This window comes from Bacillus salitolerans (assembly GCF_042680805.1).
GTDB classification, from domain to species: Bacteria; Bacillota; Bacilli; order Bacillales; family SA4; genus Bacillus_CJ; species Bacillus_CJ salitolerans.
In genome coordinates, this window is sequence record NZ_JBHUEM010000055.1 from 33,236 (window position 1) to 59,344 (window position 26,109).

General features: G+C 40.7%; 25 protein-coding genes. 22 read left to right on the forward strand and 3 right to left on the reverse strand.

Annotated elements, in window-relative coordinates; all coding sequences use genetic code 11:
- The first annotated feature begins 26 nt into the window (after positions 1-26).
- From ACFSCX_RS23515 to ACFSCX_RS23525, 3 genes are all read left to right on the forward strand, one after another.
- The gene (locus tag ACFSCX_RS23515; RefSeq protein WP_377930696.1) at positions 27-206 is read left to right on the forward strand and encodes a hypothetical protein; all 180 of its coding nucleotides are present in this window, start codon (positions 27-29) and stop codon (positions 204-206) included.
- Positions 207-571: 365 nt separating this feature from the next.
- Entirely contained in the window at positions 572-1,432 is an 861-nt protein-coding gene (locus ACFSCX_RS23520; RefSeq protein WP_377930697.1) for a gluzincin family metallopeptidase, read from the forward strand.
- 144 nt (positions 1,433-1,576) lie between these two features.
- Positions 1,577-1,999: an Lrp/AsnC family transcriptional regulator gene (locus ACFSCX_RS23525; RefSeq protein ID WP_377930698.1), complete on the forward strand. Its 423-nt coding sequence runs from the start codon at positions 1,577-1,579 to the stop codon at positions 1,997-1,999.
- A 70-nt stretch (positions 2,000-2,069) separates the two neighbouring features.
- On the opposite strand, the gene ACFSCX_RS23530 is transcribed toward ACFSCX_RS23525, so the two are convergent.
- A complete protein-coding gene (locus ACFSCX_RS23530) occupies positions 2,070-2,270 on the reverse strand; it encodes a tautomerase family protein (RefSeq protein WP_377930699.1) in 201 nt (66 codons plus the stop codon).
- A gap of 40 nt (positions 2,271-2,310) precedes the next feature.
- Positions 2,311-3,069, reverse strand: coding sequence for an MBL fold metallo-hydrolase (locus tag ACFSCX_RS23535; RefSeq protein ID WP_377930700.1), 759 nt, complete (start codon positions 3,067-3,069; stop codon positions 2,311-2,313).
- 453 nt (positions 3,070-3,522) lie between these two features.
- On the opposite strand from ACFSCX_RS23535, the gene ACFSCX_RS23540 reads away from it, so the two are divergent.
- From ACFSCX_RS23540 to ACFSCX_RS23595, 12 genes are all read left to right on the forward strand, one after another.
- Positions 3,523-4,353, forward strand: coding sequence for a GNAT family N-acetyltransferase (locus ACFSCX_RS23540; protein WP_377930701.1), 831 nt, complete (start codon positions 3,523-3,525; stop codon positions 4,351-4,353).
- A gap of 1 nt (position 4,354) precedes the next feature.
- Complete coding sequence (locus ACFSCX_RS23545) at positions 4,355-5,500, forward strand: M20 peptidase aminoacylase family protein (RefSeq protein ID WP_377930702.1); 1,146 nt, start codon at positions 4,355-4,357, stop codon at positions 5,498-5,500.
- A gap of 62 nt (positions 5,501-5,562) precedes the next feature.
- A complete protein-coding gene (locus ACFSCX_RS23550; RefSeq protein ID WP_377930703.1) occupies positions 5,563-6,441 on the forward strand; it encodes a MurR/RpiR family transcriptional regulator in 879 nt (292 codons plus the stop codon).
- A gap of 27 nt (positions 6,442-6,468) precedes the next feature.
- Positions 6,469-7,479, forward strand: a complete 1,011-nt coding sequence (locus tag ACFSCX_RS23555) for a dipeptidase (RefSeq protein WP_377930704.1) — start codon at positions 6,469-6,471, stop codon at positions 7,477-7,479.
- A gap of 32 nt (positions 7,480-7,511) precedes the next feature.
- On the forward strand, positions 7,512-8,651 hold the full coding sequence (menC, locus tag ACFSCX_RS23560) for an o-succinylbenzoate synthase (RefSeq protein ID WP_377930705.1): 1,140 nt from the start codon (positions 7,512-7,514) through the stop codon (positions 8,649-8,651).
- A 232-nt stretch (positions 8,652-8,883) separates the two neighbouring features.
- Complete coding sequence (locus tag ACFSCX_RS23565) at positions 8,884-10,329, forward strand: serine hydrolase domain-containing protein (RefSeq protein WP_377930706.1); 1,446 nt, start codon at positions 8,884-8,886, stop codon at positions 10,327-10,329.
- 14 nt (positions 10,330-10,343) lie between these two features.
- The gene (locus tag ACFSCX_RS23570) at positions 10,344-12,023 is read left to right on the forward strand and encodes an ABC transporter substrate-binding protein (protein ID WP_377930707.1); all 1,680 of its coding nucleotides are present in this window, start codon (positions 10,344-10,346) and stop codon (positions 12,021-12,023) included.
- Complete coding sequence (nikB, locus tag ACFSCX_RS23575; RefSeq protein WP_377930708.1) at positions 12,023-12,955, forward strand: nickel ABC transporter permease; 933 nt, start codon at positions 12,023-12,025, stop codon at positions 12,953-12,955. The genes ACFSCX_RS23570 and nikB overlap by 1 nt, the downstream gene beginning before the upstream one ends.
- A gap of 3 nt (positions 12,956-12,958) precedes the next feature.
- Entirely contained in the window at positions 12,959-13,855 is an 897-nt protein-coding gene (locus ACFSCX_RS23580; protein WP_377930709.1) for an ABC transporter permease, read from the forward strand.
- Between the two features lie 24 nt (positions 13,856-13,879).
- Positions 13,880-14,863 carry an ABC transporter ATP-binding protein gene (locus ACFSCX_RS23585; protein ID WP_377930710.1) on the forward strand — a complete coding sequence of 328 codons (984 nt, stop codon included), beginning with the start codon at positions 13,880-13,882 and terminating at the stop codon, positions 14,861-14,863.
- Positions 14,860-15,816: an ABC transporter ATP-binding protein gene (locus tag ACFSCX_RS23590; RefSeq protein ID WP_377930711.1), complete on the forward strand. Its 957-nt coding sequence runs from the start codon at positions 14,860-14,862 to the stop codon at positions 15,814-15,816. Before ACFSCX_RS23585 ends, ACFSCX_RS23590 begins: the two co-directional genes overlap by 4 nt.
- 95 nt (positions 15,817-15,911) lie before the next feature.
- Complete coding sequence (locus ACFSCX_RS23595) at positions 15,912-17,078, forward strand: dipeptidase (RefSeq protein ID WP_377930712.1); 1,167 nt, start codon at positions 15,912-15,914, stop codon at positions 17,076-17,078.
- A gap of 485 nt (positions 17,079-17,563) precedes the next feature.
- On the opposite strand, the gene ACFSCX_RS23600 is transcribed toward ACFSCX_RS23595, so the two are convergent.
- On the reverse strand, positions 17,564-18,796 hold the full coding sequence (locus ACFSCX_RS23600) for an MFS transporter (RefSeq protein WP_377930713.1): 1,233 nt from the start codon (positions 18,794-18,796) through the stop codon (positions 17,564-17,566).
- A 414-nt stretch (positions 18,797-19,210) separates the two neighbouring features.
- On the opposite strand from ACFSCX_RS23600, the gene ACFSCX_RS23605 reads away from it, so the two are divergent.
- The 7 genes from ACFSCX_RS23605 to ACFSCX_RS23635 all read left to right on the forward strand — a co-directional run bounded on the left by ACFSCX_RS23605 (position 19,211) and on the right by ACFSCX_RS23635 (position 26,052).
- The gene (locus tag ACFSCX_RS23605) at positions 19,211-19,930 is read left to right on the forward strand and encodes a hypothetical protein (RefSeq protein ID WP_377930714.1); all 720 of its coding nucleotides are present in this window, start codon (positions 19,211-19,213) and stop codon (positions 19,928-19,930) included.
- Positions 19,923-20,681, forward strand: a complete 759-nt coding sequence (locus tag ACFSCX_RS23610) for a hypothetical protein (RefSeq protein ID WP_377930715.1) — start codon at positions 19,923-19,925, stop codon at positions 20,679-20,681. Before ACFSCX_RS23605 ends, ACFSCX_RS23610 begins: the two co-directional genes overlap by 8 nt.
- Before the next feature lie 204 nt (positions 20,682-20,885).
- On the forward strand, positions 20,886-21,659 hold the full coding sequence (locus tag ACFSCX_RS23615) for a sensor histidine kinase (RefSeq protein ID WP_377930716.1): 774 nt from the start codon (positions 20,886-20,888) through the stop codon (positions 21,657-21,659).
- Positions 21,637-22,338 carry a response regulator transcription factor gene (locus tag ACFSCX_RS23620; RefSeq protein WP_377930717.1) on the forward strand — a complete coding sequence of 234 codons (702 nt, stop codon included), beginning with the start codon at positions 21,637-21,639 and terminating at the stop codon, positions 22,336-22,338. Before ACFSCX_RS23615 ends, ACFSCX_RS23620 begins: the two co-directional genes overlap by 23 nt.
- A complete protein-coding gene (locus ACFSCX_RS23625) occupies positions 22,335-23,678 on the forward strand; it encodes a hypothetical protein (RefSeq protein ID WP_377930718.1) in 1,344 nt (447 codons plus the stop codon). Before ACFSCX_RS23620 ends, ACFSCX_RS23625 begins: the two co-directional genes overlap by 4 nt.
- Before the next feature lie 44 nt (positions 23,679-23,722).
- Positions 23,723-24,646: an acetamidase/formamidase family protein gene (locus tag ACFSCX_RS23630; RefSeq protein ID WP_377930719.1), complete on the forward strand. Its 924-nt coding sequence runs from the start codon at positions 23,723-23,725 to the stop codon at positions 24,644-24,646.
- Between the two features lie 38 nt (positions 24,647-24,684).
- The gene (locus ACFSCX_RS23635) at positions 24,685-26,052 is read left to right on the forward strand and encodes an APC family permease (protein ID WP_377930720.1); all 1,368 of its coding nucleotides are present in this window, start codon (positions 24,685-24,687) and stop codon (positions 26,050-26,052) included.
- The last annotated feature ends 57 nt before the right edge of the window (positions 26,053-26,109 follow it).

Here is a 26,109-nt window from a genome sequence, read left to right on the forward strand (position 1 = left end):
CTATTTAGTAAAAAGGAGGCTTATTTATGGGGAAGCGTAAGTTAAAAGCTTTGTTAGGTGGGACGATTCTCTTATTCGTTTCTTCTTTGATCGTATTGATGCTTGTTTTTGAGAGTGGTTGTGTTGAGACAAGGAATGAATGTTCTTCTGGTCGTAATGGTATGGTGATAGAAAGATTGATAAATTGGGTTCCTTTAGCGCCTTAGGGTTATCCCGTTCCAACTGGCGTTAAGACCACCACTTCAAAACGTTAGATGAATCGAGAAGTTTAAGTGGGGGATAAGGAAAACCCCCACTGATTGAAGTTTCACTTTATAGGATACACGTGGGAGCTAAAACGACAATTAATAATTTGATTGTTGTTTGTTCCCATTTTTTCTTATGTGTCCAGAGCAAACAATACGAAACTCTATAATTCGGTTTCTCTGGTTCCCTCTGTCTGCTAGGAGACTGTCCAACGATTCTAATGCCTTAGCTTACTTGGAAACAGGTGCCTAGTTGAATATAGTGTTGTTTTGAAACTTTTGGAAATCCCTCCCGTATACCTTATGTGAGAGGAGTGGGAGGTAGTATGTATAAATGGCTTATTAGCTTTGTTATTGCTGTCATTTTGTTAACCGGTTGTTTACCAAGTACGGTAAAGGTATCAAACGAAACTTCTGAAGTGACGTTTACGCTCGTCAATAAAGCGGATTTATCTTCACAAGAAATGGCTGACTATAAAAAGGAAGTCGAAGAAGCCTTTCATACGATTACGAATTTACTACATACAGACTATACACCAGCTAAAGAAATTGAGATCACCTTTTACGCTGAAAGTGGTCCTTCCTATGGAGATGTAGACAAAATAACGTTATATCAAGACCATGGGAGTTATCACATCTATCATGAATTGACACATTCACTGCTTGGACACGGAAAGGTTATTGATGGGGAATTTGGCGGATCATCTGGATTCTTCACGCAGGAAGGCTTTGCGATGTATGTAGAAGATCAATACACTGACATGAAGGTAATTCCAGGATATGATATAAGCTTTCATCAAATGGTTAGACAGTGTATCGCATTGGAACGAAACCTGCCACTTAAACGTCTAACAGACAACTATTTGAGTTTTGAGTATTTTCGTTCCTATACTGACAGTAATGAAGAGTCCCTTCTACAAATGCTCAGCTACCTTCATGCCGGTTCCTTTATCACCTATTTAATCGATCAATATGGTATGAAAACCTTTGAAAAAGTCTACAATACTCCCAATCTACAACTAGCTGTAAAAGAAGTGTACGGAAAAGATATCATCCAACTTGAAGAAGAGTGGCTTCAATACATCATTCAAACAGAAAATGAACTTAGCTTGGAAGAAAGACGTGAGCTTCCAGGCTATCACCATTTGGAGAAAACGATTATGAATATTAGTGACCGGTACTTCTAAGAATTTGGGTGCTTCCCCCGGTACGTTAATGCTTTAGCGTATTAGGGGAAAGGTACCATTTTTTCAATAGTTTCTAGTTGTTTGTTTACTAAATATAGGATAATGTTTAGTTGATATACACGTCCGGAACAAGAGGTGAAAAGAATGATAGATGAAACAGATAGATTAATCATAAAGGCGTTAAAAGAAAATGGACGAATGATGATGAAAGAACTAGGGAAAAGCGTGCATTTAACGGGACAAGCGGCGGCTAACCGTGTAATGAAATTGGAAGAACAAGGTATTATAGAAGGGTATACAATAAAAGTGAACAATGCGAAAATCGGTAAGCCTATTCAAGCTTTTCTAAACATTTATACAAGAGGACTTGAACATAAACCATTGCTAGATTTTTTTCAAAATCAAGACTGTATTCAAAACATATATAAAATCAGTGGAGAAGGTTGCTACATGATTGAAGTATTCAGTTCTTCTCACCAAGAGCTTGATACTTTTTTAGAAGAGCTATCAATCTATGCAAATTATAAGGTTAGTATTATCTTAAACTCCTTAATGGATAAACTATAAAAACAGACATAACCGAATTAAATTGTCTGTTTTTTATTTTCATAAAACAAATCAGCCTTTAAGCTGATTTTTATTGTTGTTGCTTTCGGTAATCATCTGTTAGGATACCGGCATAACCCCAATTTTCATCTTCTATCTCTTGTATGACGATATGAGTGTGTTCTGGCTTTTTACCTAAGACATTTACTAGTGTTTCAGTAAACTCTTTCACAATTTGTGCCTTTTGGTCTCGGCTTGCTCCTTTTGTAATTTGTACATTAATATAAGGCATTAAAAACCCCTCTTCTACTATCGATTTTTAGATATCTTCTTTATGCTACCACCATTTCTCCATCTTCCAAAATAAAAATATTTTTGTTCATTTCCATCTTTAGTAAATAGTTACTTAATTCTTCCCTAGATAATAAACAATGGTTGAGAGCTTCCATATGCGAGACGAGGACTAGTCCAGATCCCATTACCTTGGAGGTTTCTACAATATCTTCCTTTGTCATCGTAATAGGTCCTTCTAAAAATTGAGCCGCTCCTCCATTTACAACCATCACTCCAGGCTGGTACCTTTCTATGGCTTGAGAAACTTCTTCACACCAGATTGTATCTCCAGCCATATATAATGGTTTATCAAGATTTGAATGAAAAACAAATCCTGAAACCTCACCCATTAAGGCTCCTATTTCACCCACACCATGCCTACCTGACGTTCTACTAATTGTGAGTTCTTCCCACATCAAAGAATCAGGGACACCTTGAACATTTGTAAAACCATCTTCCCTAATCGCTTCAACATCACCTGGTTGAGCAAAAATAAGGATATCCTTCCTTAGAAGTTCCTTTGCTTTAGAATCAAAATGATCAGGATGTAAATGGGTGATGATTACAGCATCGACGTTGAGTATTTCGTTTAAATCTATGGAGGGTGGTAAATCTACTGTTGGGTTATTCACATCCTGGTTTGGTGTATGAGGAAACGCAGGAAAAACTCCTTTATTCGCTAGAAATGGATCAACCAATATTTTTTTTCCGCCGTAATGAACTAGTAGGGTCGCATTTCTAATTTGTAGAATCTTCATGGATACCTCTCCTTTCTTTACTTTAGAATATGGTCTGTGACTGTATGAGTACAGTACTTCATTCAAGTATTTCTGCTCTTTTACTTGAACCGTGAAAGTGTTTTGGTGAAGGAAGCTCGTTCTGTCTCTTCAAACCCGTGTTTTCCTTTCAAATGTGGACAAAGTTACCATACGGCTACGAGAGTTGAATTTGATGGCCACCCCAATATACGGTGATTCTATTTATTAGCTAAAAATAGGCCAAGAAGAACCGACCCTACACGTACTCACAATTACTTATCTAAAAATTATGAATTTTATAAAGATTTTGTATTGATATGATAAATTGATTCATATATAATGGGAAAAAGCATAGACTTCATAAAAGGAATAAATATAAAGTGTAGACTTCAAAGTCAGAATTTTCACCATTTTTAAGGAAATTCATAATCAGAAGTGAAATGGAGGTAAACGATGACTGTTCGAAATGACATCTCCTATAGAAGATTGGAAGAGTTAGAGGATATCAATCAGGCTGTCAGGCTCCAAGCTGAAATATGGGGTTTAGAGGTTGTTTCCCCTCAGCCGCAGTTAGTCGCTTCTATTCATCATGGTGGAGTTGTGATTGGAGCTTTTACTGATCACCAGCTAGTCGGTTTTTGCTACGGATTTGCTGGCTATAAGGATAAAGAGGTCTATTTAATCTCTCATATGACTGGGATATTGCCAGACTACCAGAATGCCGGAATTGGCTACCAGCTTAAAATCCAGCAGAGAGAATGGGCTATCGATTACGGGTACAAAAAAATCGTTTGGACCTATGACCCTCTAGAAATAAGAAATGGTTACTTTAATATTTGTAAGTTAGGTGCGTATTCAAAGCACTATATTCCCTCTTATTACGGTGAGATGAATGATAAATTGAATAAAGGACTCCCAACTGATCGTTTGTTAATCGAATGGGATATTTGTTCGAAACGAGCCGAAGCTGCCCTTCGTGGCGCTTTCAAAAATCAAACCGAAACCAACTATGAATCCCTTCTAAGCTTTCATCAAAACAGCGATGATCCAACCCCATTACAGCACGAGATACTAGTCAAAGAGAATCAAGGCGGATACCGTGTTCCTGTTCCTTCAACTATTCAACTCATCAAGAAGCAAAACCCAAACGTAGCACATAAATGGAGATATGCCGTTAGACATGCTTTACATGAAGCTTTTTCAAAAGGCTATATGATTACTGGAGTTCAAAGAGAGCTAGATTCAAAGATTCATTTTTACATACTAGAGAAACGAGGAGGCTGAGATGAAAGACAACATAAACCGTTGGGTTACCCAGCACGAAGAAACCATTAAATCTACGTATCATTATTTACATACAAATGCTGAAGTAAGCTGGAAGGAAGTTGAAACGACAAAATTCCTCTGCTCGAAGCTAGAAGAGATCGGCATTCCTTATGAAACATTTGATCACCATACAGGAGTGGTTGGATATTGGGGGAGCAAAGAGGAGGGGCCAATCGCCGGGATCAGAGCAGATATGGATGCTTTATGGCAGCTTGTGGATGGGAAGTGGCAGGCGAATCACTCTTGTGGTCACGATGGGCATATGACAACCGTTCTTCATGCGATTACGTGTTTGAAGGAAATTGGCTATCAACCAAAGGGCCTAATTAAGATTATTTTTCAACCAGCAGAAGAGTCTGGAAAAGGAGCAAAAGCAGTCATTGAATCTGGCGTCATAGCGGATCTCGATTACTTACTGGGTCTTCATGTTCGTCCGATTCAGGAAATGCCTTTTGGCGTTGCATCTCCTGCCATCTATCACGGAGCCACGACCCTACTAAAGGGCGAAGTAAAAGGCGTGCAGGCTCACGGGTCACGGCCAAATCTTGGCATCAATGTTGTGGACTCACTAGGAGCCATTATACAAGCTGTTAATTCGATCAAGTTGGATCCAACTCAATCCGCATCGGTAAAGCTCACCATGGTTCGGGCAGGTGGAGATAATCTCAATATCATCCCGGATTATGCAGAGTTTGGGCTCGATGTAAGGGCAGCACAAAACGATGTGATGGCTGAAGTACTCGAGAAAGTCCATCATGCGGTAAAAGCCGCCGGCTCTTTTAATCATGCAGAGGTACAATTGGAACCACAAGCCTCCATGGTTGCTGCCGAAACGAGTCCGGAGTTGGAGGAAATCGTTAAAGAGGCGATTGTTGAAGTACTTGGGGAGGAAGGACTTGTTCCAGCACCTGAAACCCCAGGGGGAGAGGACTTCCATTTTTACAAAATGACGTATCCAAACCTGCAAGCAACGATGGTAGGACTAGGGACTGGATTATCACCTGGCTTACACCATCCTACGATGAGCTTTAATTTAGATGCACTTTTAAACGGTGTCAAAATCATGAGCCTTGCACTTGTGAAGGTGTTGGAGCAGAAGGTGTAGTCGATCCGAAGTTCTCAAGCGGTTCATCACGAAAAACAGGTAAGAAGAAAGGGTTCACATTCATGGAAAAATATACAGAAAACATAAGAAAAAATTATAACAACATGACGAAGCGCCAAAAGATGATTGCTAAGTATGTAATGGATTTCCCTAAGGATGTGGCGTTTCAAACCGCCAAACAAATTGGGAAAACGTGTGGGGCTAGTGAGACCACTGTCATTCGTTTATGCTACATACTTGGCTATTCGGGATTTAGTGAGCTACAAAAGGAAATTCAAACGAGCTTACTGGAAGACACGACTACTAACACGAATCCCATCGATAATTTCCGAGAAAAGTCCAATACATTAAAGAATACAAACTTAATTCAACATGTGATGGAGCAAGATAGCGCCTATGTGAAAGCCACGTTAGAGGATATGGATGCGATCCAATATCAACAAGCCATTGAAAAGCTGATTGAAGCAGACAACCGAATTGTACTCGGTTTCCGCTCTTCCTATGGTCCAGCGAGCTGGCTCATGTTTGCCCTGAATATCGTCATCGGAAATACGATTCAATATCGTGGAGAAATAGAGGATGCCAATTATTTATTATCCCATGTAGATGAAAACACGGTGATGGTGGCCATCTCCTTCCCGCGATATGTTCAAGAGACGCTCGCATTTGTGAAGGCAGCAAAGAAAAAGGGGGCATGTATTATTGCCATCACAGATGATCGACTTTCCCCTATTGGACAGTATGCTGATTTCGTATTCAGAGTCATAGCCGAGGTACCCATTCCGTTAAAAGGAATCACACCTACATTTTCACTCTTAAATTTGCTCGTAACGAGTATTGCAGCATCCGATAATCCGAAGGTACAAAACCATATGGCCGAATATGGCCAAAGTAGTAGTGAATTTTATCCATTTACGCAGAAAGAAAAAAAGGACGTGTAAGTCAATCTTAGTAAGGAGAGAAGACTCATGAACGATTTCCTGCATCACACTTTAGTGATAGATGGTCATTTTGATTTATTAATGGATGTTCAAATTCAACGTGAGAGAGGGAGAACAAAGGTCATTGAAACCGACTACTACCCCAGGTTCATCGAAGGTGGTGTAAATATCATTGTTGCCTCTTTATTTGTAGATAGTGGCTTCTTACCAGAAATGGGACTTCGAAAAGCGCTTAGTCAAATTAGTGCTTTATATGAAGAGGTGAAAGAATCTCCTGATAAGCTCATGATTTGTTTGAACGGAGAGGATATGAATATCGCCAAGCAAAGCCGAAAGATTGGATTCCTTCTATCACTTGAAGGGGCTGAACCAATTGGGACAGATCTTAGCTTGTTACGTGTCTTTTACGAGCTAGGCGTTCGGAATCTAGGACTTGTATGGAGTCGCCGTAATGCCGTAGCGGATGGAAGCTTCTTTCAGCAGACGAAGGAAGGGAGAAAAGGTGGGATCAGTAGCTTTGGAGTGAAGGTGATAGAGGAAGCGGAACGCCTAGGGATGACGATTGATGTATCTCACTTAAATGATGAAGGCTTTTGGGATGTCATCCAGCTCTCAAGTAAGCCCGTCATTGCTTCACATTCGAATGCTCGCGCGCTTTGTTCTACGATGCGAAATGTAACCGATGAGCAAATCGAAGCGATTGCCAAAACGAATGGGGTAATTGGTGTCAATGCGGCTAGTATGCTCGTTGGAGATGATGACGAAAGCTCGACATTGGACCATTTTCTAAACCATATTGATCATCTCGTCAAGGTAGCAGGGATTGAGCATGTAGGCCTTGGGCTTGACCTTTGTGAGGACTTTATGAAATATGTCTCTCCTGATGATTTAGCCAGTTTACCTAGAAAACCATTTGATGTCGTGTCAGGTCATTCCTCCCTTCCAGATCTAGTAGAAGGGTTGATGAAGAGAGGCTATTCGAAATCTCAGCTCCAAGCATTGCTGGGTGAAAATTTTAGGCGAATCTTCTTAAGGTAAGTGATACGCGAACGAGCTAAGGAGGAAGTACGATGACCAGTAAACCAATTTCCATACGAGAAGTGACTCTTCACCGTCTCGTGATGCGATTAAAGAATCCCTTCACGACCAGCTTTGGCACCTTCCAGGATAAAGAGTTTTTCGTCATTGAAATGGAGGATGAAGCGGGAGAAAGTGGTTTCGGAGAGTCTGTCGCCTTTTCGAGCCCTTGGTATAGCGAGGAAACGGTTGAAACAAACAAACACATGATGGAACAATTTTTAATCCCATTATTAGTAGAATCGCCTATTGACCATCCGGATGAAGTATCTAAGCGTTTTGAAAAGATTCGTCGAAACAATATGGCAAAGTCAGCATTAGAGGGAGCAGTCTGGGATTTATATGCGAAACGAAATCAGAACCCCTTATACAAGGAGCTCGGTGGAACGAGACAGCAAATCGATGTAGGCATTAGTATTGGAATCGAGCCAACAGCGAAAAAGCTTGTGCAAGTAGTCGAAGGCTTTGTGAATGAGGGCTACAAGCGAATGAAAATAAAAATAAAGCCAGGTGCTGACTACGAGATGCTGAAGGAAGTGAGAAAACATTTTCCTGACATTTTTCTGATGGCAGATGCCAATTCAGCTTATACGTTAAAGGATTTGGATCTACTAAAAAAACTAGATGAACTGGACCTCATGATGATTGAACAGCCGCTTTCACATGATGATATTATCGATCACGCCACCTTACAGTCAGCGCTTTCAACCCCCATTTGCTTAGATGAAAGTATTCATTCCTTTGAGGATGCAAGAAAAGCAGTCGAGTTAGGAAGCTGTAAAATTATTAATATCAAGATTGGTCGTGTAGGAGGACTCACAGAATCAAAGAAAATCCATGATTATTGTGCGCAGAAAGGAATTGCGGTGTGGTGCGGTGGAATGCTGGAAGCTGGTATTGGCCGCGCCCATAACGTTGCCTTAACCACGCTTCCTCAGTTCACATTACCTGGAGACACGGCTGCCTCTACAAGGTATTGGGTGAAGGATATTATTGAGCCAGAAGTCATGGTGGAAAACGGAGTCATTCATGTCCCGAATAAACCGGGAATTGGCTATGAGGTCAACCGCCAGGCACTAGAGTCTTATCGAGTAGACAAAACCGTGTTTTCCAATAAAAATATTTTGGCCTGATGGAAGGGGATGGGTGTGTGAAGGTGTTCATTTCAGCCGATATGGAAGCTGTATTCAACGTCTCTGGTATGTCACCAATGACGTAACCTGTGGCTCAAGTGTTAATGGCCATTTTCTACGTGCCATTCAAGGCTCAAATTCGATGAATGTTTAAAACCAATCACTGGTTGTGAATTGTACGCTTTCGTACAATTTTATAATAAAAAAATGATGGAAAAGGGAGAGGTTATGCATGACTCAACAAACAGTTAACCGTGAATTCGAACAGTATTGCCAAGAGATTGTAGAAGAATATGAGATTCCAGGCTTTTCAATTGGATTAGCGAAGGATGGACAGTTATTCTATGAAAATGGTTTTGGATACCGCGACGTTGAAAACAAACTCCCATTGTCTGCTGATACGGTTTTTGGAATTGGTTCAGTAACAAAATCCTTTACATGTGTGGCCATTATGCAGTTACAAGAGGCTGGAAAGCTGAATGTACACGATCCAGTCGTTAAATATTTACCGGAATTTAAGACGCCAAATGAAGAATATACGAAGCAAATGACCATTCACCACTTTATGACTCATTCAGCGGGACTACCACCATTACCAACACTATTTAAGGCGTTAAGCAAGAGTGTAGCCAATGATCCAACGTTTGATGATGGTGAGAAACCAGGCGGTGATATTGGGTTGGTACAGGAAGAAGCGACGAAGGAACAACCAAGTGTGGACACATATGAAGAGCTAATGGCAGACATAGCGGAGCAGGATTTCACCTTACTTGGCGAACCTGGAACTGAATTTAGTTACTCGAATGATAGCTACGCCATGTTAGGAACGATTATTGAACGGGTAAGTGGTGTGACGTACGAACAGTATATAAAGGATTACATCTTGGATCCAGCTGGAATGAAGAACAGCGTGTTTCATCTCGAAGAGTTAGACGGTCATGACGATATCTCTTGTCTTTATAACTCTCGCAAAAAGGATGATAAAACGATTGTTTTCGAATCGAATAATCCATGGGATGCACCATCCATGCGTGCAGCCGGATTTTTAAAATCTACGGTGAACGATATGCTGAAATATGCTGAAATTTTCCGTAATAAAGGGAGAGTAGGAGAGGCACAGCTTTTATCACCTGAAAGTGTGGAAGCGATTACAACACCACATATTGAGTGTGATAAGGATCGTTACTATGGATACGGTGTGATGGTGACTCCTGACTTTTATGGGTACAAACTCGTGGATCATGGTGGTTCGATTAAAGGGGTTGCAGCTCAAATGCATATCCTACCAGAAGTAGGACTGACAGGGGTTGCATTTGCGAATTTGGCAGGTGTACCAGCTACGAAACTATTATATAGTGCCTTTGCGGACTATTTAGGACAGCCAATTAAAGACTCTCATAAGTCTTATGAGGAAGTAGAGCTTTCAGAAGAGGAGTTAACCCAATATGTAGGTGAATATGCTTCTGGAGAAGGAACGAAATATTCAGTGGTGGTTGAAGAAGGTAAACTCTCGGTTAAGGCAGAGGGTATTACGTTATCTGATATTAAACCAATTGGAAACGATACATTTATGGTCGCCTTCAGAGAATCAGAGCTTGGCCTCAGGTTTGTGAAAGATGCTGACAACAAGGTAATACGCTTAGCGTTTGGATTTAGACAAACACCAAAAGTTCAATAGGGAGGACTTTAATCATGCTTAAGAAGCGTCCAGTCAAATCCTTTTTGTTTGTAACGATTCTCGTTCTTTCCATGCTCTTACTGTTTGGATGTAGTTCTGATTCGAACTCCACCACAACGGACGATGCGAATCCTGACAGTTCATCCACTACAGATGCTAATACAGATACGAATGAGACGGCTTCAGGACCTCAGTCAGGTGGTACAATCACCATTGCTTCCATGCAAGAGCCTGATACGCTAGATGTTCATAAAACAGCGATGAGTATCGCCAGTAATGTTGCGAGTCATTTAGGCGGGACATTGCTTGCCGTAAATCCAGAAACGAATGAATTAGAACCTTATCTAGCCGAAGAGTACAACGTATCAGCAGATGGAAAAACACTTACCTTTAAAATCCGTCAAGGAGTAACCTTCACAGATGGAACGCCATTAACCGCACAGGTGTTTAAAGATACATTTGACCGTATTTTAAATCCAGCTACTGGAGCAACGGTTGCAGCTAGTCTCATTGGTGGAGTAGAGTCCACTTCCGTTCCTGATGAGTACACGTTTGTCATCGAGCTCATAGCTCCATCTGCACCATTTTTACGTAACCTAGCAAGTCAAGGCTATTTACAGCCGTTATCCATGTCAGCTATTGAACAGCATGGGGATGATTATGGTCGAAACCCAGTTGGAGCAGGCCCATTTATTTTCAAAGAGTGGGTCACAGGACAATCCGTCACATTAGTAAGAAATGAAGACTTTAAATGGGCACAAAGATATGCTGAGAACCAAGGAAAAGCGTATCCAGAACAAATTGTGTATAAATTTATTGCAGATGCCCAAACGATGCTCGCTGCCCTAGATAGTGGTTCCATTGATGTAGCAATAGGAGTAGCCCCAAAGGATGTTCAAAAATATCGCGATAATCCTGATTTCTATGTGTTAGAAGCAGATCGTCAAGGCTTAGGATTATTTTTAGAAATGAATGTAGAGGATGAAATTCTAACAGATCTTTCTATCAGAAAAGCGATCAATATGGCGATTAATAAAGATGCCATCATCAAAGCCGTTCTAAATGGTGAAGGATCACCTGCCTATGGTCCAATTCCAGCTACAATTTTTGGTTATGACCCAAATGTTGAAAAGTATGGTCATAAACATAATCAAGAAGAAGCCGCTTCCCTATTAGAAGGTGCTGGATTTACAAAAAACAGTAACGGAATCATGGAAAGGGATGGGAAGGAGCTTTCCTTTGAACTTTCGACTATGGCTCAATATAACCAAGCGGCACAAATGGTTCAAGCGATGCTGAAGGATGTTGGGATTCATGTCAATATTCAATCGCTGGAAGCAGGAACGTTAATTGAAAAGGTATCCCAGGGAGAATATGATTTATCCTTCCTTGCGTACTCATACCCAGACCCTGACATCCTATACATGTTATTCCACTCAAGTCAAATTGGTGGATTAAACCACGCTCGAGTGAAAAACGCCGAGCTTGATGAGTTGTTAGAAAAAGGTAGAATCACGATTGATCCAGAAGAAAGAAAGCAAGTATATGCCCGTGTACAAGAGATTATTGTTGAAAACGCCTATTGGGCTCCCATCTATGCAGAAAAAGTTTTTTATGTTGTAAACAGTAGAGTGCAGGACGTGAAACTATCCAATGTCTCGCTAGAATACCAGGATGCTTGGGTGAAGCAGTAATGAAACAGTTCATTATTAATCGGATATTATCTGGTATTCTCGTTATCTTTGGAATTTCCATCTTTTCGTTCTTTTTGGTTCACTTAATTCCAGGTGATCCTGTTAAAATCATGCTTGGAATGAATGCATCACCAGAACAAGTGGAAAAACTAACACACCATTTGGGGCTTGATAAGCCCCTTTTGGTGCAATATGGGCAATATATGATGAATGTGTTTCAAGGTGATTTCGGGACATCGTTAAAAACAGGTAGGCCCGTATTAATCGAAATTCTCGATCGTTTTCCAGAAACAGTGAAGCTAGCAGTGTTTGGGCTGTTTGTTGCGGTAGTCATTGGAATCTCACTTGGAGTTCTAGCTGCTAGATTTAAAGATTCCTGGATTGACAAACTTTGTACCGCCCTTGCCACATTAGGGGTATCCATTCCAAGCTTTTGGTTAGCCATTCTATTAATCATGGTATTCTCCGTACAGCTCAAGATGTTTCCGATTGCGAATGGGACAGGGTTTCGAGATCTCATTCTTCCGGCAGTAACTCTTGGTGTCGTCGCCTCTACGATGATTATGAGATTAACGAGAAATGGGATGGTTGAGGTCCTCTCGAACGATTACATTCGGACGGCGAGGGCAAAGGGACTTGAGGATGGTCTCATATTATTTCGGCATGCGCTTCGAAATGTATTAATCCCGGTCGTAACGGTCATCGGTTTACAATTAGCCGCTCTACTAGGTGGAACGGTCATCATTGAACAGGTGTTTAATTGGCCTGGCCTTGGTACGTTAGCACTTGGGGCCATCACGTCGAGAGATTTCCCCATTATTCAAGGGACGGTTTTATTTATGGGAGTTGTGTATGTAACGATCAATATTTTAGTAGATCTCTTATATAGCTTCATTGATCCACGGGTGGAAATGGGTACAAAGGAGGCATAAACCATGGCAAAACTTGAAATGTATAAACCCATTCAAGCACGCGTTACACATAAGTCTCCATTGAAGATCAAGTCAGAAACCTTAAGAAAAGTAGCTCAGGATAAACGAGCCGTCGTTTGCCTCCTGTTTCTTTTCATTGTGGCATTAATCGGCGTATTCGCGCCGTTACTTGCACCGTATAATCCTGAAGAGCTATTTTATGAGTCCATTTTAGAAGCACCTAGCAAGGAACACTTATTAGGAACAGATGCGATTGGAAGGGACCTCCTTTCAAGGCTCATCTACGGAATACGTGTCACCATATCGGTTTCTTTGCTGGCGGTGGCGATTACGTTTTTTCTTGGAACATTCATTGGGTTAGTATGTGCCTATGTAGGCGGATGGGTCGACAATGTGTTAATGCGAATTATGGACATTTTGTTAGCGCTACCGAGCATTATACTGGCACTTGCGATTGTGGCGATTTTAGGACCTAGCTTAACGAATGCGATGATTGCGGTTGGAGTTGCTTCCATACCAGGCTTTTCAAGATTAATAAGAGGAGCCGCTTTGACCATTAAGTCATCTGGATTTGTTGAAGCAAGTCAATCGATTGGCAGCTCACACCGCTGGATTATCCTTAGACAGTTTTTACCGAATATAACAGGTGTATTGCTCGTCTTTACCACACTTTTTATTGGGGTTGCGATTTTAGATACAGCTGCTCTAAGCTTTATTGGTCTTGGTGCACAGCCACCTACTCCAGAGTGGGGAACGATGCTGAGTGAAGGGAAAAATTATATGAGCGATGCGTGGTGGCTGGCGACGTTCCCAGGATTAGCGATCACTATGGTCGTATTTGCCGTCAACCTGTTAGGTGATGCCCTGCGCGATATTTTTGATCCGAAATCATCACAGTAAACTAAAGGGAGGTGGGGGAAGCATATGTCAAACTTGTTAGAAGTGACGGGATTAACCACTCAATTTGAAGGGAAAAAGGGTCCATTAACAGTCGTCGATCAGGTGGATTTTACCGTGAAAAAAGGTGAGATCCTCGGATTAGTAGGGGAGTCGGGCTGTGGAAAAAGTGTCACATCCCTTTCGATTCTTCAGTTACTTGATAAAAACGGGAAAATTTCAAGCGGAAACGTCTTTTATAAAAACATCGATCTCGTTCAAAAGTCCGAAAAAGAAATGAAGAAAATTAGAGGAAAAGAGATTTCAATGATTTTCCAGGATCCGATGACCTCTTTAAATCCGGTCTTAACGATTGGGAAGCAAATTGGTGAAGTAATCGAAAAGCATGAAAAGATAAAAGGCAAAGAAGTGAAGAAAAAGGTGATCGAGCTTCTTAAGCTAGTGGGGATTCCACGGGCAGAGGATATTTACGATGAGTATCCCCATCGCCTATCGGGTGGAATGAAGCAGCGTGTCATGATCGCAATGGCGATTGCTTGTCATCCGGCAATGCTGATTGCCGATGAGCCCACAACCGCGTTAGATGTCACGATTCAGGCACAAATATTAGATTTGCTACGGTCGCTGAAGGATGACCTCGATATGTCGATATTGTTGATCACCCATGATCTCGGTGTGGTTGCGGAAATGTGTGATCGGGTTGTTGTCATGTATGCGGGCCAGGTTGTTGAAGCAACGGATACGAGAACGCTCCTTCGGAACCCAAGACATCCTTATACCGTTGGCTTAATCCAATCCACTCCCCACCAATCAAAAGGGGAAAAGCGTCTAAAATCGATTGTCGGGCAAGTGCCAGCTCCTGACCAATATTCTAAGGGCTGCCGGTTTGCCAATCGTTGTCCAAAAGCAATGTCGATTTGTGAGACGGCCGTCCCTCCATTATTGGAAGTAGACGGTCAAACATCCTGTCGTTGTTGGTTATATGAAGAGAAAGAGGTTGGTGTTTTATGACGACAGCTTTACTCGAAGTAAAGAACTTAGAGAAAAAATTCGCAGCTAAATCGGTGTGGTTCCAGAAAAAGCAATATGTTCATGCCGTGAATGGTGTAAGTCTTGCGTTAGATGAAAAAGAAACTATCGGGATTGTAGGGGAATCAGGCTGTGGGAAATCAACGACGGGCCGGTGTATACTCCGATTGATTGAGCCAACGAGTGGTGAGGTACTTTTTCAAGGGAAGGATATCACGACGTTAAGCAAGCGGGAGATGAATGAGATTCGGAAGGATATTCAGATGGTCTTTCAGGATCCAATGGCATCCATGAATCCAAAGCTAAAGGTCAGAGAAATTCTATCGGAGCCGCTAATTGCCCATAAGATTCCAAGACTTGAGCACGAACAGCTATTGAGTGAAACGATGAGGCTGGTAGGGCTATCAGAGGAGCATTTGTCACGCTTCCCTCATGAACTTTCAGGAGGACAAAGGCAACGAATTGGAATTGCGCGAGCGATTATTTTGAGGCCGAAAATAGTGGTATTAGATGAGCCCGTGTCCGCACTGGATGTATCGGTGCAGTCACAAATATTGAATCTCTTGCAGGACCTACAAGATGAGCTCGGTCTTTCTTATCTATTTATTTCGCATGACTTAGGGGTCGTTGAGCATATTGCCCATACAGTGGGTGTGATGTATTTAGGAGAAATGGTCGAAATAGCGAGCAAAGAGCAGCTATTTGAACAGCCCCTTCATCCTTATACAAAAGCCTTACTTTCAGCCATTCCCAAAACCGATCCAGACGAGGTAAAGGAACGAATCATCTTAAAAGGAGAACTTCCCTCACCATCCAATCCTCCAACAGGATGCAAATTCCACCCTCGATGTATCTTCGCCATGGACATCTGTAAAACAGCTAAACCAGACTTGCGACAAGTCGAAGGAAGACAAGTGGCTTGTCATTTAGTTTGATGGTGAAGCATGGGGACGGTTCTATTGCTTTCTTGTTAGGAAGCAGAAGAACCGTCCCCGTGTTTTCGAAAAGTTTAAGAGGGAGTTGAACTTTATTGAACATTCATTTGTTTGATTTTAACTTAAATCAAGAGCAAGAAGATAGAGCGAAACGATTACATGAGGAGAGCATCATTATCGATATGCTTTTTCAAGGACCGATGTCTCCATCTAATTTCAACGATGAAGTAACAGAGGAATTGAAAAAAAGATGTGAGAAGTATAAAAATGATCCAACTGAATATGTGTTTCGTATCATGCTTGAATCGTATAACATGGCATGTATGGGTGAATTACCTGCCTTTAAAGAAACATGGCTCCAATCTGGAATCACGGCCGGGAACAGACAAATATCTGGTGGTAAAGATAGTCGTTCCTTTGAAGATTCGATTAAGTATGTAACAGCCGTACAACAGCAGTTTGACTCATTAGACTGGCTCGTAAAAGCAACAAAAGGCGAACATATTCGTCAAGCGAAAAGAGAAGGTAAAGTAGCGGGAATGGTCACCACACAAGATACAGAGTGGCTCGGCACAAACCTAGATAATCTTGAAATGATGTATAAATTTGGACTTCGAGTGGTGCAACTTACTTACAACATGCACAATCATGTCGGAGCTGGCTGCACAGAACGAAATGATGCAGGTATCTCTAACTTCGGCGTGAAGTTTATTAAGAAAATGAATGAATTAGGAATTGTGGTGGATACAGGTCATACAGGAAGGCGGTCTACTTTGGATGCTTGTGAAATTTCAGATGCTCCTGTCATCGCTTCCCATACAGCATGTAAAGAAGTAAGCGGCCATGCAAGAGGGAAGGATGATTACACCCTTGAAGCGATTGCCAAAACCGGTGGAGTGATAGGCGTGGTGACAGTACCTCAATTTCTAAATCAGGAAAAAGAGAGACCAGATATGAATGACTTCTTAGATCACGTCGATCATTTAGTTAAGCTCGTTGGGGTAGAGCATGTCGGGATTGGAACAGATTGGCCCATGAATATGCCACTACTTGTCCAAGAAATGATTGCCACACAAATCGCCCCAACCATTGGCTTTCGAAAAGAAGACAAATTACCAACAACCGACTCACTTCTAGGATTCGAGCAATACATAGAAGCCATCAACATTACGAGAGGTTTAGTGAGTAGAGGGTACAAGGACGAGCATATCAAATTGATTCTCGGGGAGAATTGGATGAGGGTTATTGAAAAGGTATGGTAAGGAGAACTAGAAAAAAAAACCAGGGAAGGTCCGAATGGGGTCAATCAGAAGTTTTGCTCACTAAAAAGGCACAACTAGCGGAAACATGCGGGTTGTGCCTTCGGTTATTTTTAGGGCGCGATCTCTCATCTACTCTTATCTTATCTACATTATTCGGTTATTTTTTTGATCGTGATTCATCCGTTAGTCGGAGGTGTTAGCGCTTTTGGTATCATTGCTGGAGTATTATTTCGAGGACTATATTTACTGAATTGCATAAATATTAGACTTGTAAAAATCTTCCCAAAGACTGATAAAGTGCAAGATACATATGAAAAGTGTTTAAGTGAGAAGGAAGAGGGTTCTTCATTCCCCTCTTCTTTCTTGTTGGTAACACTTGTTCTGCTAGGCATGAAATAAAAGGTAGACAGGGTACTATTCGCTATACTTTCATATTACTTAGGTTTTAGGACAAAGTCTCTGTCCCCTCGAACCTTTTAACTACCTTACTCATTCCATTCCCTTAACTGCTCATCACTTGGCAACAAAAAGGTTAGCAATCCCAGTAAAGGTAAGAACGAAACACTGATCATGGTCGGCGTTAAACCCACAGCATCAATCAGTGTACCAAGTGCCACAGAACCGATAGCCCCCATTCCAAATGCAAGACCTACAATTAATCCAGACATCGTTCCAATTTTCCCTGGTAACAGCTCCTGTGCATAAACAACCGTAACGGAGAAACTTGATAATAAGATGAGTCCGATTATCGCTAATACAACGAATGATATCGTTGGACCGACATAAGGTAGAGCTAATGTTAGAGGTGCCGATCCTAGTAAGGAAAATACGATTACATTCCTTCTACCGAACCGATCCGCCAGTGGACCTCCAAAGAAGGTACCAACCGCTCCTAATAATAAAAACACAAAAATATAGATTTGTGCCTGTGCAATGGTGACACCATACGATTCCATGGCGAAGAATGTAAAAAAGTTAGAGATGGCGCTACCGTACCAAGAACGCGCAAAGACGATAATGACTAAGATAAGTAAAGCAAGCTTAATTGCTTTTGAATGAGCTACTTTGTTCTCTGTAGAAATCTTCGTCTTTTTAACCGGAGTCTTTAAAGATAGTCTGCTTGCATACCAACTTGCTATATAAAATAGTAGAATTACGGCAACACCGGCCACAAGTGTGAACCAGATGGCTCCAAATTGTCCAAGCGGAACGAGAACAAGGGCTGTAATCACAGGTGCCAATGCTTGACCGGAATTCCCTCCAACTTGATAAATCGATTGAGCTAACCCTCTGCGATGTCCAGCTGCCATATGGGTGACACGTGAACCTTCTGGGTGGAAAATTGCCGATCCAATTCCGATAAAAATCACGCTAATAATGATCATCCAAAAGGAAGGAGCAAGAGCTAATCCTAAGATACCTAGTAAGCTACTAGAAAGACCAATGGGTAAAGCATACGGCATCGGGCGTTTATCTGTGTACCATCCAACCGCCGGTTGCATCACCGATGACACCATGTTTAACGCGAATGCAATCAAGCCAAGCTGCGTGAACGATAGTCCCATTGATTTTTCTAAGATCGGAAACATCGCTGGAACCACTGACTGCAGCGTATCGTTTAACAAATGGCACAAGCCTAAAATAAACAGTATCGAATACGCTGTTTTCGAATTTTGATTTCCTTGTGGGGCTTGTTGGTTTGTAGACGCTAAAGCCATTTTCATCTTCCCCCTTTATATCCCGTTCCAACTGGCGCTAAGACCCCCACTTCAAAACTTTAGATGCATCGAGAAGTTTAAGTAGTGGAGGATAAGCACCAGTAAGAACCTTGTATAGGAACACAGACTAAAGTCGCCACCTCCTGTGGCAACGTCTGTGTGACCCACAGTGTGGGCCTCAACTAACAATCAGTGGGGATGAGGAACCCCCCTGATTGAAGTTTCACTTTATCAATATGTAAAGTATACGTGGTGAGAGGGATGGATGTCACGGGTTAAATATTGCTTAAAAAGTTTAGGTTAATTATCTTTGTCAATAACCAACTAGTGATAGATTGGAGGTTTTTTATAGGAATTGTCGAATTTGTGGTAGAAAGACGATTAAGGTAACCTGGTATAAGGAGGTGGATATGATTGTGGAGTGTTAGTTTCAATATCATAGATTTAGTAATTGGTATTTTTGGATGGTTAACAGTAGGGTATCTAGCTTATCGCATATTTGCGAGACTACCGTATAAACCTAAGGTTTGGAAGATCGTAATCGTTATTGTAGTGGGACTTTTTACTTTTTCAATTAATTGGAATGCGTGGGATACTCTCATAAGAATTCCTATTTTACCTCTAGGTGTCTGGATTTTGTATGCGGTTCTAAAAAGAAAGGAAGGAAGATGGGAAAATTATCGTTTATTCGCTTGGTTAGGATTTGGGGCTAATTTCATTTTTATCTGTTTTCATTTCATTTCTATTCCTATACAACATGGATTCTATCCTCCTGATAAGCCGTCCACCTACATATCAGATGTAACCGACGCTTCAGTTGTTCAATTCCATCCATCAGCTAATGATTGGTCACTACATCAAGAAATACTTATGGAACAAATGGATGAGTTCAAACCAGATAGAATTATGAATCAACAATGGTATGAAGAGACTTATATGAATGCTGAATCAAACAATAGAAGAGAACGATTTCCATACCTTTTAGCCAACTCTAAACCAAAATGGGGTAGCGGTATTCATTGTACCATTTATATTGAGGATGATGGAAAAGGGATTTTAATTGGAACCGCTAAACAACAGCTTTATTTTCGCTCCGAACGATCCATCTTAAGGGAGGGGAAGCAAAGTGAATAAGAAAAAAATAGTATATTTTGGAAGTGGAATCGTAGTCGCATTATTTTCCGTTATGATTTACAGCTTTTATTTTTCATCCCCTTCTCCTTTTCCATCAGAAGAGGAGTTAATTGAAGAGATGACGAAGGTTTTTCCAGAAGCCGAAGTAAGTCAAATAAGAGAAGTTATTGATGTAACTGACCGTGAAAAGTTCGTTCCGATCGTTACAAAGAAAGATAGCTATGGCAAAAGCTTCTGGGTATGGGACAAATATAAATGGCAAGTGACCTATATTGATATGACTGGGAATCCACTTATTTGGAAGGCGAATGAAGAAGATCCATCAACGTATCATATTGTTTGGAACATCCATCCTGATGATCAATTGAAACATATTAAATTCTATATGGTTAGAGATAGAGGGTATAGAACAACAGAAGGTACATATGAAACGTACTACCCAAGAGTACAAATGGATCAAACCATTTCACTGGAAAAAAAGTCTTATGGTGTTATGCAAATCCCTAAGGAGTGGTCTGTCTTTATTACCTCTTTAAACAATGCGCAATTTGTTCAGCAACCAGACTTGTTCTTTACTAATTTCTATTCTGAACAGCAGGTTTTTTATGGCTGGACTCCATATGGTCAAGATAACAAATTGAGTTTCCCCGAAAACTCTGTAAATGGTACTGGATATTCAAATGGTGGAGTAAATACAGAGCATGTCATGATATTGGATGAAAATGAAATAGAAATATGGAAGGAAGAATAGTAAGCAGGGACGGTTCTTCTGCTTCCAAAAGGAAGCAAGAGAACCGTCCCTACTTTTTTTCTAGCAAAAAGAGATAATATTCTGATAAATTAAGTAATATAAAGAATATAGATTAGTAGGAAAGAAAGAAGAGGTAGAGTATCGTAGCTAGCTGTTTTTACCGAGGAAACTAAACCCTAAACCCAAAAAACAAGGAGAATCCAAATGATTAGTGATTCCTTCTTTACGTTTATGATCTTCATTGGTGTTATCATCCCTATTGTTAGTATGGCGCTTTTAATGGTGTTAAATCTATTTGAAGAGGAAATGGATGTGCTAGAGGTCGAGAATGCTAGGGTGAAGCTGGAGAAGGAGCTGCAGCTTAGTGAGTATGCTCAGTTAAATCAGCAGATTCAGCCCCATTTTTTATTTAATACACTGAATTCCTTTATTTCGTTAGGTAGATTAGGGCGTTCCAAGGAGATAGTCGCAGCCATGGAAAGGTTCTCACTGTTTCTTCGTTATCGTTATAAAAATAAACAAACGCTCGTTCCATTTCGATTAGAGCTTGAATATACAAAGCATTATTTGTATATCCAACAATTAAGGTTTGGAAAGAAGCTGTTCGTCTATTTCCATATCGATGAGGATGCTATTGAAACGACGATTCCCCCTTATACGCTGCAAACGTTGACTGAAAATGCCTTTAAGCATGGACTTGAAAAACGAGAAGGTGAAAAAGTGCTAGAAATTGAGCTTACGAGAGAGGGGAATTGGGTGCTACTCAAGGTGAAGGATAATGGGGCGGAAAGCATCCCCTCAAACTACGAAAAAAGAGGAATTGGGCTCATCAATCTTAAGAAACGACTAGAGCTGCTGTTTGACTTATATACGTATGTAGATATAAAGAAGGACACTGATGATCATACGGTCGCAGCGGTGTTATTTCCGTATACTCCTGAGGAGGTTTTGGAGAATGAACATTCTATTAGTGGATGATGAATACCTAGAGCTTGAACAGCTTCAATATTTGATTAAAACAAAGTTTCCGATGTGGAATATTTATGTAGCTGAAGATGGAAGCAAGGCGTTATCGATTGCCAGGGCTGTGACCTTCCCTTTAGCACTCATTGATATTCAGCTTCCAGGTGATTCAGGTCTTACCCTAATAAAAAAGCTTCGAAACATACAGCCTAGTATCTCTACGATTATCATTTCGGCTCATCAGGAGTTCCAATATGCACAGGAAGCGATTATGCTCAATGTCACCGGCTATGTGGTAAAACCGGTAATAGAAAATGAGCTTTTTGAAGTCATACATAAGTTTTTACACGCATCGAATCAAGTGTATGGAAAATCAAAGGTTGTCCAGCAGATGCTAGACCGAATTCATGAAGATTATCAGGAAAAACTGAGTTTAACAACGATTGCCCATCAGCTCCATATGAATGCTCCGCATTTGAGTAAAAAGTTTGCCGAAGAAGTGGGTATGAACTTTAAAGACTACCTGATCAAATACCGAATTGAACAAGCCAAGGTACAAATGAAAAGAGACCCACACGCATCCATTAACGATATTTCAGATGCCGTCGGTTTTACAAGTCAGCACCATTTTAGTAACTCTTTTAAGAAACATGAGAAAACCACTCCCACCAAGTATAAGGAACGATTTGTATGACGGATATCACGGTATTATTTGCACTTGCGATTGTTTCATTAATCATCGTCATGCCTGTTGTGGCAGAGGATCGCCTCATCGCTCATTATGTACGTCTGCCTAAACCTATAGGTGTCGGGAAGGGGACGACTTTGTTACTTGGAAGATTGGTATCAGGATTTTCCATTGTGGTCCCGATGTATTTAACCGTTCAAAATGGCGTATTAGCCGGAGGAGTGTTTGCCCTAGGGGTTGTAAGCTCGATCTTCTTTTACTCCTATATTATTTCTAAATCAGGGAATAGCTTATTTGATTTCTTGGATCAATTAGCCCCGTTATCAAAAATCCAATTAACGATTATTTGCCTAGGGAGTAACCTAGTGTATCTTTTTTTACAGGTCGTGCTAGTGGGTGTAACATTACATGAATTAATCGGAACACCATATCGTGTCACGATTTTCATCGTGACCTTATTTTGTATGATCTATGCAGGGATAGGAGGCATTCGTGGAATCAGGATGTTATCTTTTCCGTTTCTAGCGATCCTGTTTTTCTCCGCGATGGTGATTCCGTTAACCTTATTTTTAATCAAAGGGATTCATCCTGTTTATTCTAATTTATCCATGACGAATTCCAATTTAATAATCGAGCCATTGTCAAACCTACTCATCTATTTTATTACCTTTGTTTGTACAACTAGTTTTTTGTTCTCTGATCTTTATCTTCGAATGCGAGTGTTAGATATAAAGGAAAAAAGACAGCGTGCTTCTCTTTCCTATGCCAGTTTTTGCTGGAGTGCCATTCCACTTGCTTTTACGGCTCTCACCATTTACGTTCTCTCCCAAATAGGAGAGGCATCATTTGAAAACGTTTTGAATGCAATGAAGGACGAGGTCTCAGGGTTTATCTTTTTATGTGTCCTGTTATCGTGGGTGATTTCATTTGTCGTCGGAATTGGAACCTCCCTACAAGGAATCATTAGTCACCTACAGCTATTACATGTTCCAACAGAAAAAGAGCAGTGGCTGAGATTAAAGCTTGGCTATCTATTTGGATTTATCATCGTAATTTTATTAATAATACCGGATGTCAGTATGAATGGAGTCCTTTCGTCCATAAAATGGTACCTTTTCTTCTTAGTGGGGATGAGTGTTCCGATTGTGACAACTATGATGTTCACTCATCGCTTTAACTTCAGCCTTCCCCTTACTTCTGTTGTTTTATTGTCGAGTGTTTGGGTAGTAGCAACGATTGCCCTTTCATTTTATGTCCAATTACTTCTTACCTTTTTGATCTCGTGTTTACTATCATTTGGATTTATTTTTATAAAAATTAAAATATTGCAAAAACAACAAAAATGAATGCAAAAATGAAGATAAGCCTTCCGTTATAATGAAGAAAAATGATGGGAGGCGATTTATTTTTGAGTACGTTACTTGAGTGTAAGCATTCATTTTACGCGTTCAGTAAAGAAAACAAACCGTTTATGGAGGTTTCATCCGGCTCAAGGATTACAATTGAGACGTTTGACTGTTTTCAAAATCAAATCCGTTCCAATGACACATCTGTAACTTCTATTGATTGGAATAAAATTAATCCTGCAACTGGACCTGTTTACGTAAAGGAAGCAAAGGTTGGAGATGTGTTAAAAGTTAAAATTGAAAATATTGAATTAGATGACCTTGGGGTAATGGCTGTTGGGCCTGATCTTGGTGTGATGGGACATCGAATTGAAAAGTTTGAAGCAAGGGTAATTCCAATTAAGGAAGGGAAAGCCATTTTCAATGAAACCCTTCAAATTCCTCTGAATCCGATGATTGGAGTAATTGGGGTAGCTCCAGCAGGGGAAGAGGTATCATGTGGAACACCTGGATCACATGGTGGAAATATGGATACTACCTTGATTACAACAGGGGCAACCCTTTATTTTCCAGTGTTTGCAGATGGAGCGCTTTTTGGTCTTGGTGATTTACATGCAGCAATGGGAGATGGAGAAATCGGTGTTTCTGGGATTGAAATACCAGGAAAGGTCACGGTTACTTTAGAGGTGATTAAAGGACACACTATCCATCATCCAGTATTAGAAAATGAAGATGGAATGGCTTTTATTGTCTCAGCGAAAACCTTAGATGAAGCGGTCAAGACATCCGTCGAGGTTGCAATTGATACCCTGCTGCCACAAACTGATTTAACATTAAATCATTTTACCATGGCGATGAGTGCAATGGGCCAAACACAGATTTCTCAGGTAGTCGATCCTTTATTAACCGCGCGATTCTTTGTTCCAAAATCCTTCTTAGACGCTTATCAGATTACGTTATTTCAATAAATGTTTTAAGATGAAAGCATTTGAAAGGGGAAAAATGGATGGAACCACAAGTAAAAGAAACAAAGCTAGAAAACTTTGGTTATAAGCAGGAGCTTAAGCGTTCACTTACATTTTGGGATTTATTAATTTATGGTCTTGTGTTTATGGTACCGATTGCACCGTTTGGAATTTATGGGTATGTGGCTCAAGGGTCGAATGGGATGGTTGCCCTTGCTTATTTAATCGGTATGGTGGGGATGATCTTTACGGCATTAAGCTATGCAAGAATGTCTGAGGCTTTTCCAATTGCAGGTTCCGTTTATTCCTATGCCCAACGCGGTATCAATGAAACGGTTGGCTTTTTTGCAGGATGGGCGATTCTATTAGACTATATTTTGATTCCAGCTTTACTGTACTTAGTGAGTGCAGCAGCGCTTGCAGATATTGTTCCGGGTGTTCCAATGTTTGTGTGGTTAGTTGTGTTTATTGGAATTAATACCGTGATTAACGTCCTTGGGATTGAAATTACAGCTAAAGCGAACAAGGTCATTGTCGTTTTAGAATTAATTGTGCTTGCTGTTTTCGTTGTAGCTGGGATCATTGCGATTAGTGCCGGTGTAAATGGGGCAGAATTTTCGTTTAAGCCTATATATGATGGTGATCATTTCAGTTTGGGACTTGTGATGGGAGCTGTTTCGATTGCGGTTTTAAGCTTCTTAGGCTTTGATGCCATCTCTACTTTAGCTGAAGAAACAAAGGGAGGAAGAAAGGTTGTCGGAAATGCAGTTATTTTTTCATTACTAGTCGTAGGTGTTCTATTTATTATTCAAACATGGGTAGCCGCCCTGATATGGCCAGATTATACAACCTTTGAAAATGCAGATGTTGCCTTCTATCAAATTGCAGAACAAGCAGGTGGTCCATGGTTAAAATGGACAACAATTATTGCCACTGCTCTCGCTTGGGGTATTGCTGACGCCCTTGTTGCACAAGCGGCCATCTCCAGAATTTTATACAGTATGGCGCGTGATAAGAAATTACCAAAAATTCTATCAAAAGTACATCCGAAGTTCCAAACTCCATATGCAAGTACGTTAGTCGTTGCCGTCATTTCTTTAATCGTTACAACGGTCTTTGCATCTAAGATTGGTAGCTTAGCTTCGCTTGTTAACTTTGGTGCCTTAACGGCATTTTTATTCTTACACATATCCGTCATTTATTACTTCTTAAAGAAACAAAAGAGTAAAGATTTCTTTAATCATTTGATCTTGCCGGGAATTGGTCTGTTAATCATCGGCTTTGTTTGGTTCAGCCTGGATGCTACCTCGAAGCAATTAGGCTTTATCTGGCTCGGCCTAGGTATTCTTTATATGATTTATTTAAAGTTAGCGAAAAAGGATTCGTCTATTTCAGAGGACTTGCAATAATCGTTTGGTTAAAGGGGTACAGTTTATTTCTGTCCCCATACCTAACAATAACGTTTG

Bases quoted from the DNA above. Each gene is read 5' to 3' on its own strand.
- ACFSCX_RS23540 (WP_377930701.1), top strand. From the start codon at position 3,523: ATGACTGTTCGAAATGACATCTCCTATAGAAGATTGGAAGAGTTAGAG.
- ACFSCX_RS23620 (WP_377930717.1), top strand. From the start codon at position 21,637: ATGAACATTCTATTAGTGGATGATGAATACCTAGAGCTTGAACAGCTT.
- ACFSCX_RS23520 (WP_377930697.1), top strand. From the start codon at position 572: ATGTATAAATGGCTTATTAGCTTTGTTATTGCTGTCATTTTGTTAACC.
- ACFSCX_RS23545 (WP_377930702.1), top strand. From the start codon at position 4,355: ATGAAAGACAACATAAACCGTTGGGTTACCCAGCACGAAGAAACCATT.
- menC (WP_377930705.1), top strand. From the start codon at position 7,512: ATGACCAGTAAACCAATTTCCATACGAGAAGTGACTCTTCACCGTCTC.
- ACFSCX_RS23600 (WP_377930713.1), bottom strand. From the start codon at position 18,796: ATGGCTTTAGCGTCTACAAACCAACAAGCCCCACAAGGAAATCAAAAT.
- ACFSCX_RS23515 (WP_377930696.1), top strand. From the start codon at position 27: ATGGGGAAGCGTAAGTTAAAAGCTTTGTTAGGTGGGACGATTCTCTTA.
- ACFSCX_RS23625 (WP_377930718.1), top strand. From the start codon at position 22,335: ATGACGGATATCACGGTATTATTTGCACTTGCGATTGTTTCATTAATC.
- nikB (WP_377930708.1), top strand. From the start codon at position 12,023: ATGAAACAGTTCATTATTAATCGGATATTATCTGGTATTCTCGTTATC.
- ACFSCX_RS23585 (WP_377930710.1), top strand. From the start codon at position 13,880: ATGTCAAACTTGTTAGAAGTGACGGGATTAACCACTCAATTTGAAGGG.
- ACFSCX_RS23535 (WP_377930700.1), bottom strand. From the start codon at position 3,069: ATGAAGATTCTACAAATTAGAAATGCGACCCTACTAGTTCATTACGGC.
- ACFSCX_RS23555 (WP_377930704.1), top strand. From the start codon at position 6,469: ATGAACGATTTCCTGCATCACACTTTAGTGATAGATGGTCATTTTGAT.
- ACFSCX_RS23630 (WP_377930719.1), top strand. From the start codon at position 23,723: ATGGGAGGCGATTTATTTTTGAGTACGTTACTTGAGTGTAAGCATTCA.
- ACFSCX_RS23565 (WP_377930706.1), top strand. From the start codon at position 8,884: ATGACTCAACAAACAGTTAACCGTGAATTCGAACAGTATTGCCAAGAG.
- ACFSCX_RS23525 (WP_377930698.1), top strand. From the start codon at position 1,577: ATGATAGATGAAACAGATAGATTAATCATAAAGGCGTTAAAAGAAAAT.
- ACFSCX_RS23635 (WP_377930720.1), top strand. From the start codon at position 24,685: ATGGAACCACAAGTAAAAGAAACAAAGCTAGAAAACTTTGGTTATAAG.
- ACFSCX_RS23580 (WP_377930709.1), top strand. From the start codon at position 12,959: ATGGCAAAACTTGAAATGTATAAACCCATTCAAGCACGCGTTACACAT.
- ACFSCX_RS23570 (WP_377930707.1), top strand. From the start codon at position 10,344: ATGCTTAAGAAGCGTCCAGTCAAATCCTTTTTGTTTGTAACGATTCTC.
- ACFSCX_RS23550 (WP_377930703.1), top strand. From the start codon at position 5,563: ATGGAAAAATATACAGAAAACATAAGAAAAAATTATAACAACATGACG.
- ACFSCX_RS23530 (WP_377930699.1), bottom strand. From the start codon at position 2,270: ATGCCTTATATTAATGTACAAATTACAAAAGGAGCAAGCCGAGACCAA.
- ACFSCX_RS23590 (WP_377930711.1), top strand. From the start codon at position 14,860: ATGACGACAGCTTTACTCGAAGTAAAGAACTTAGAGAAAAAATTCGCA.
- ACFSCX_RS23615 (WP_377930716.1), top strand. From the start codon at position 20,886: ATGATTAGTGATTCCTTCTTTACGTTTATGATCTTCATTGGTGTTATC.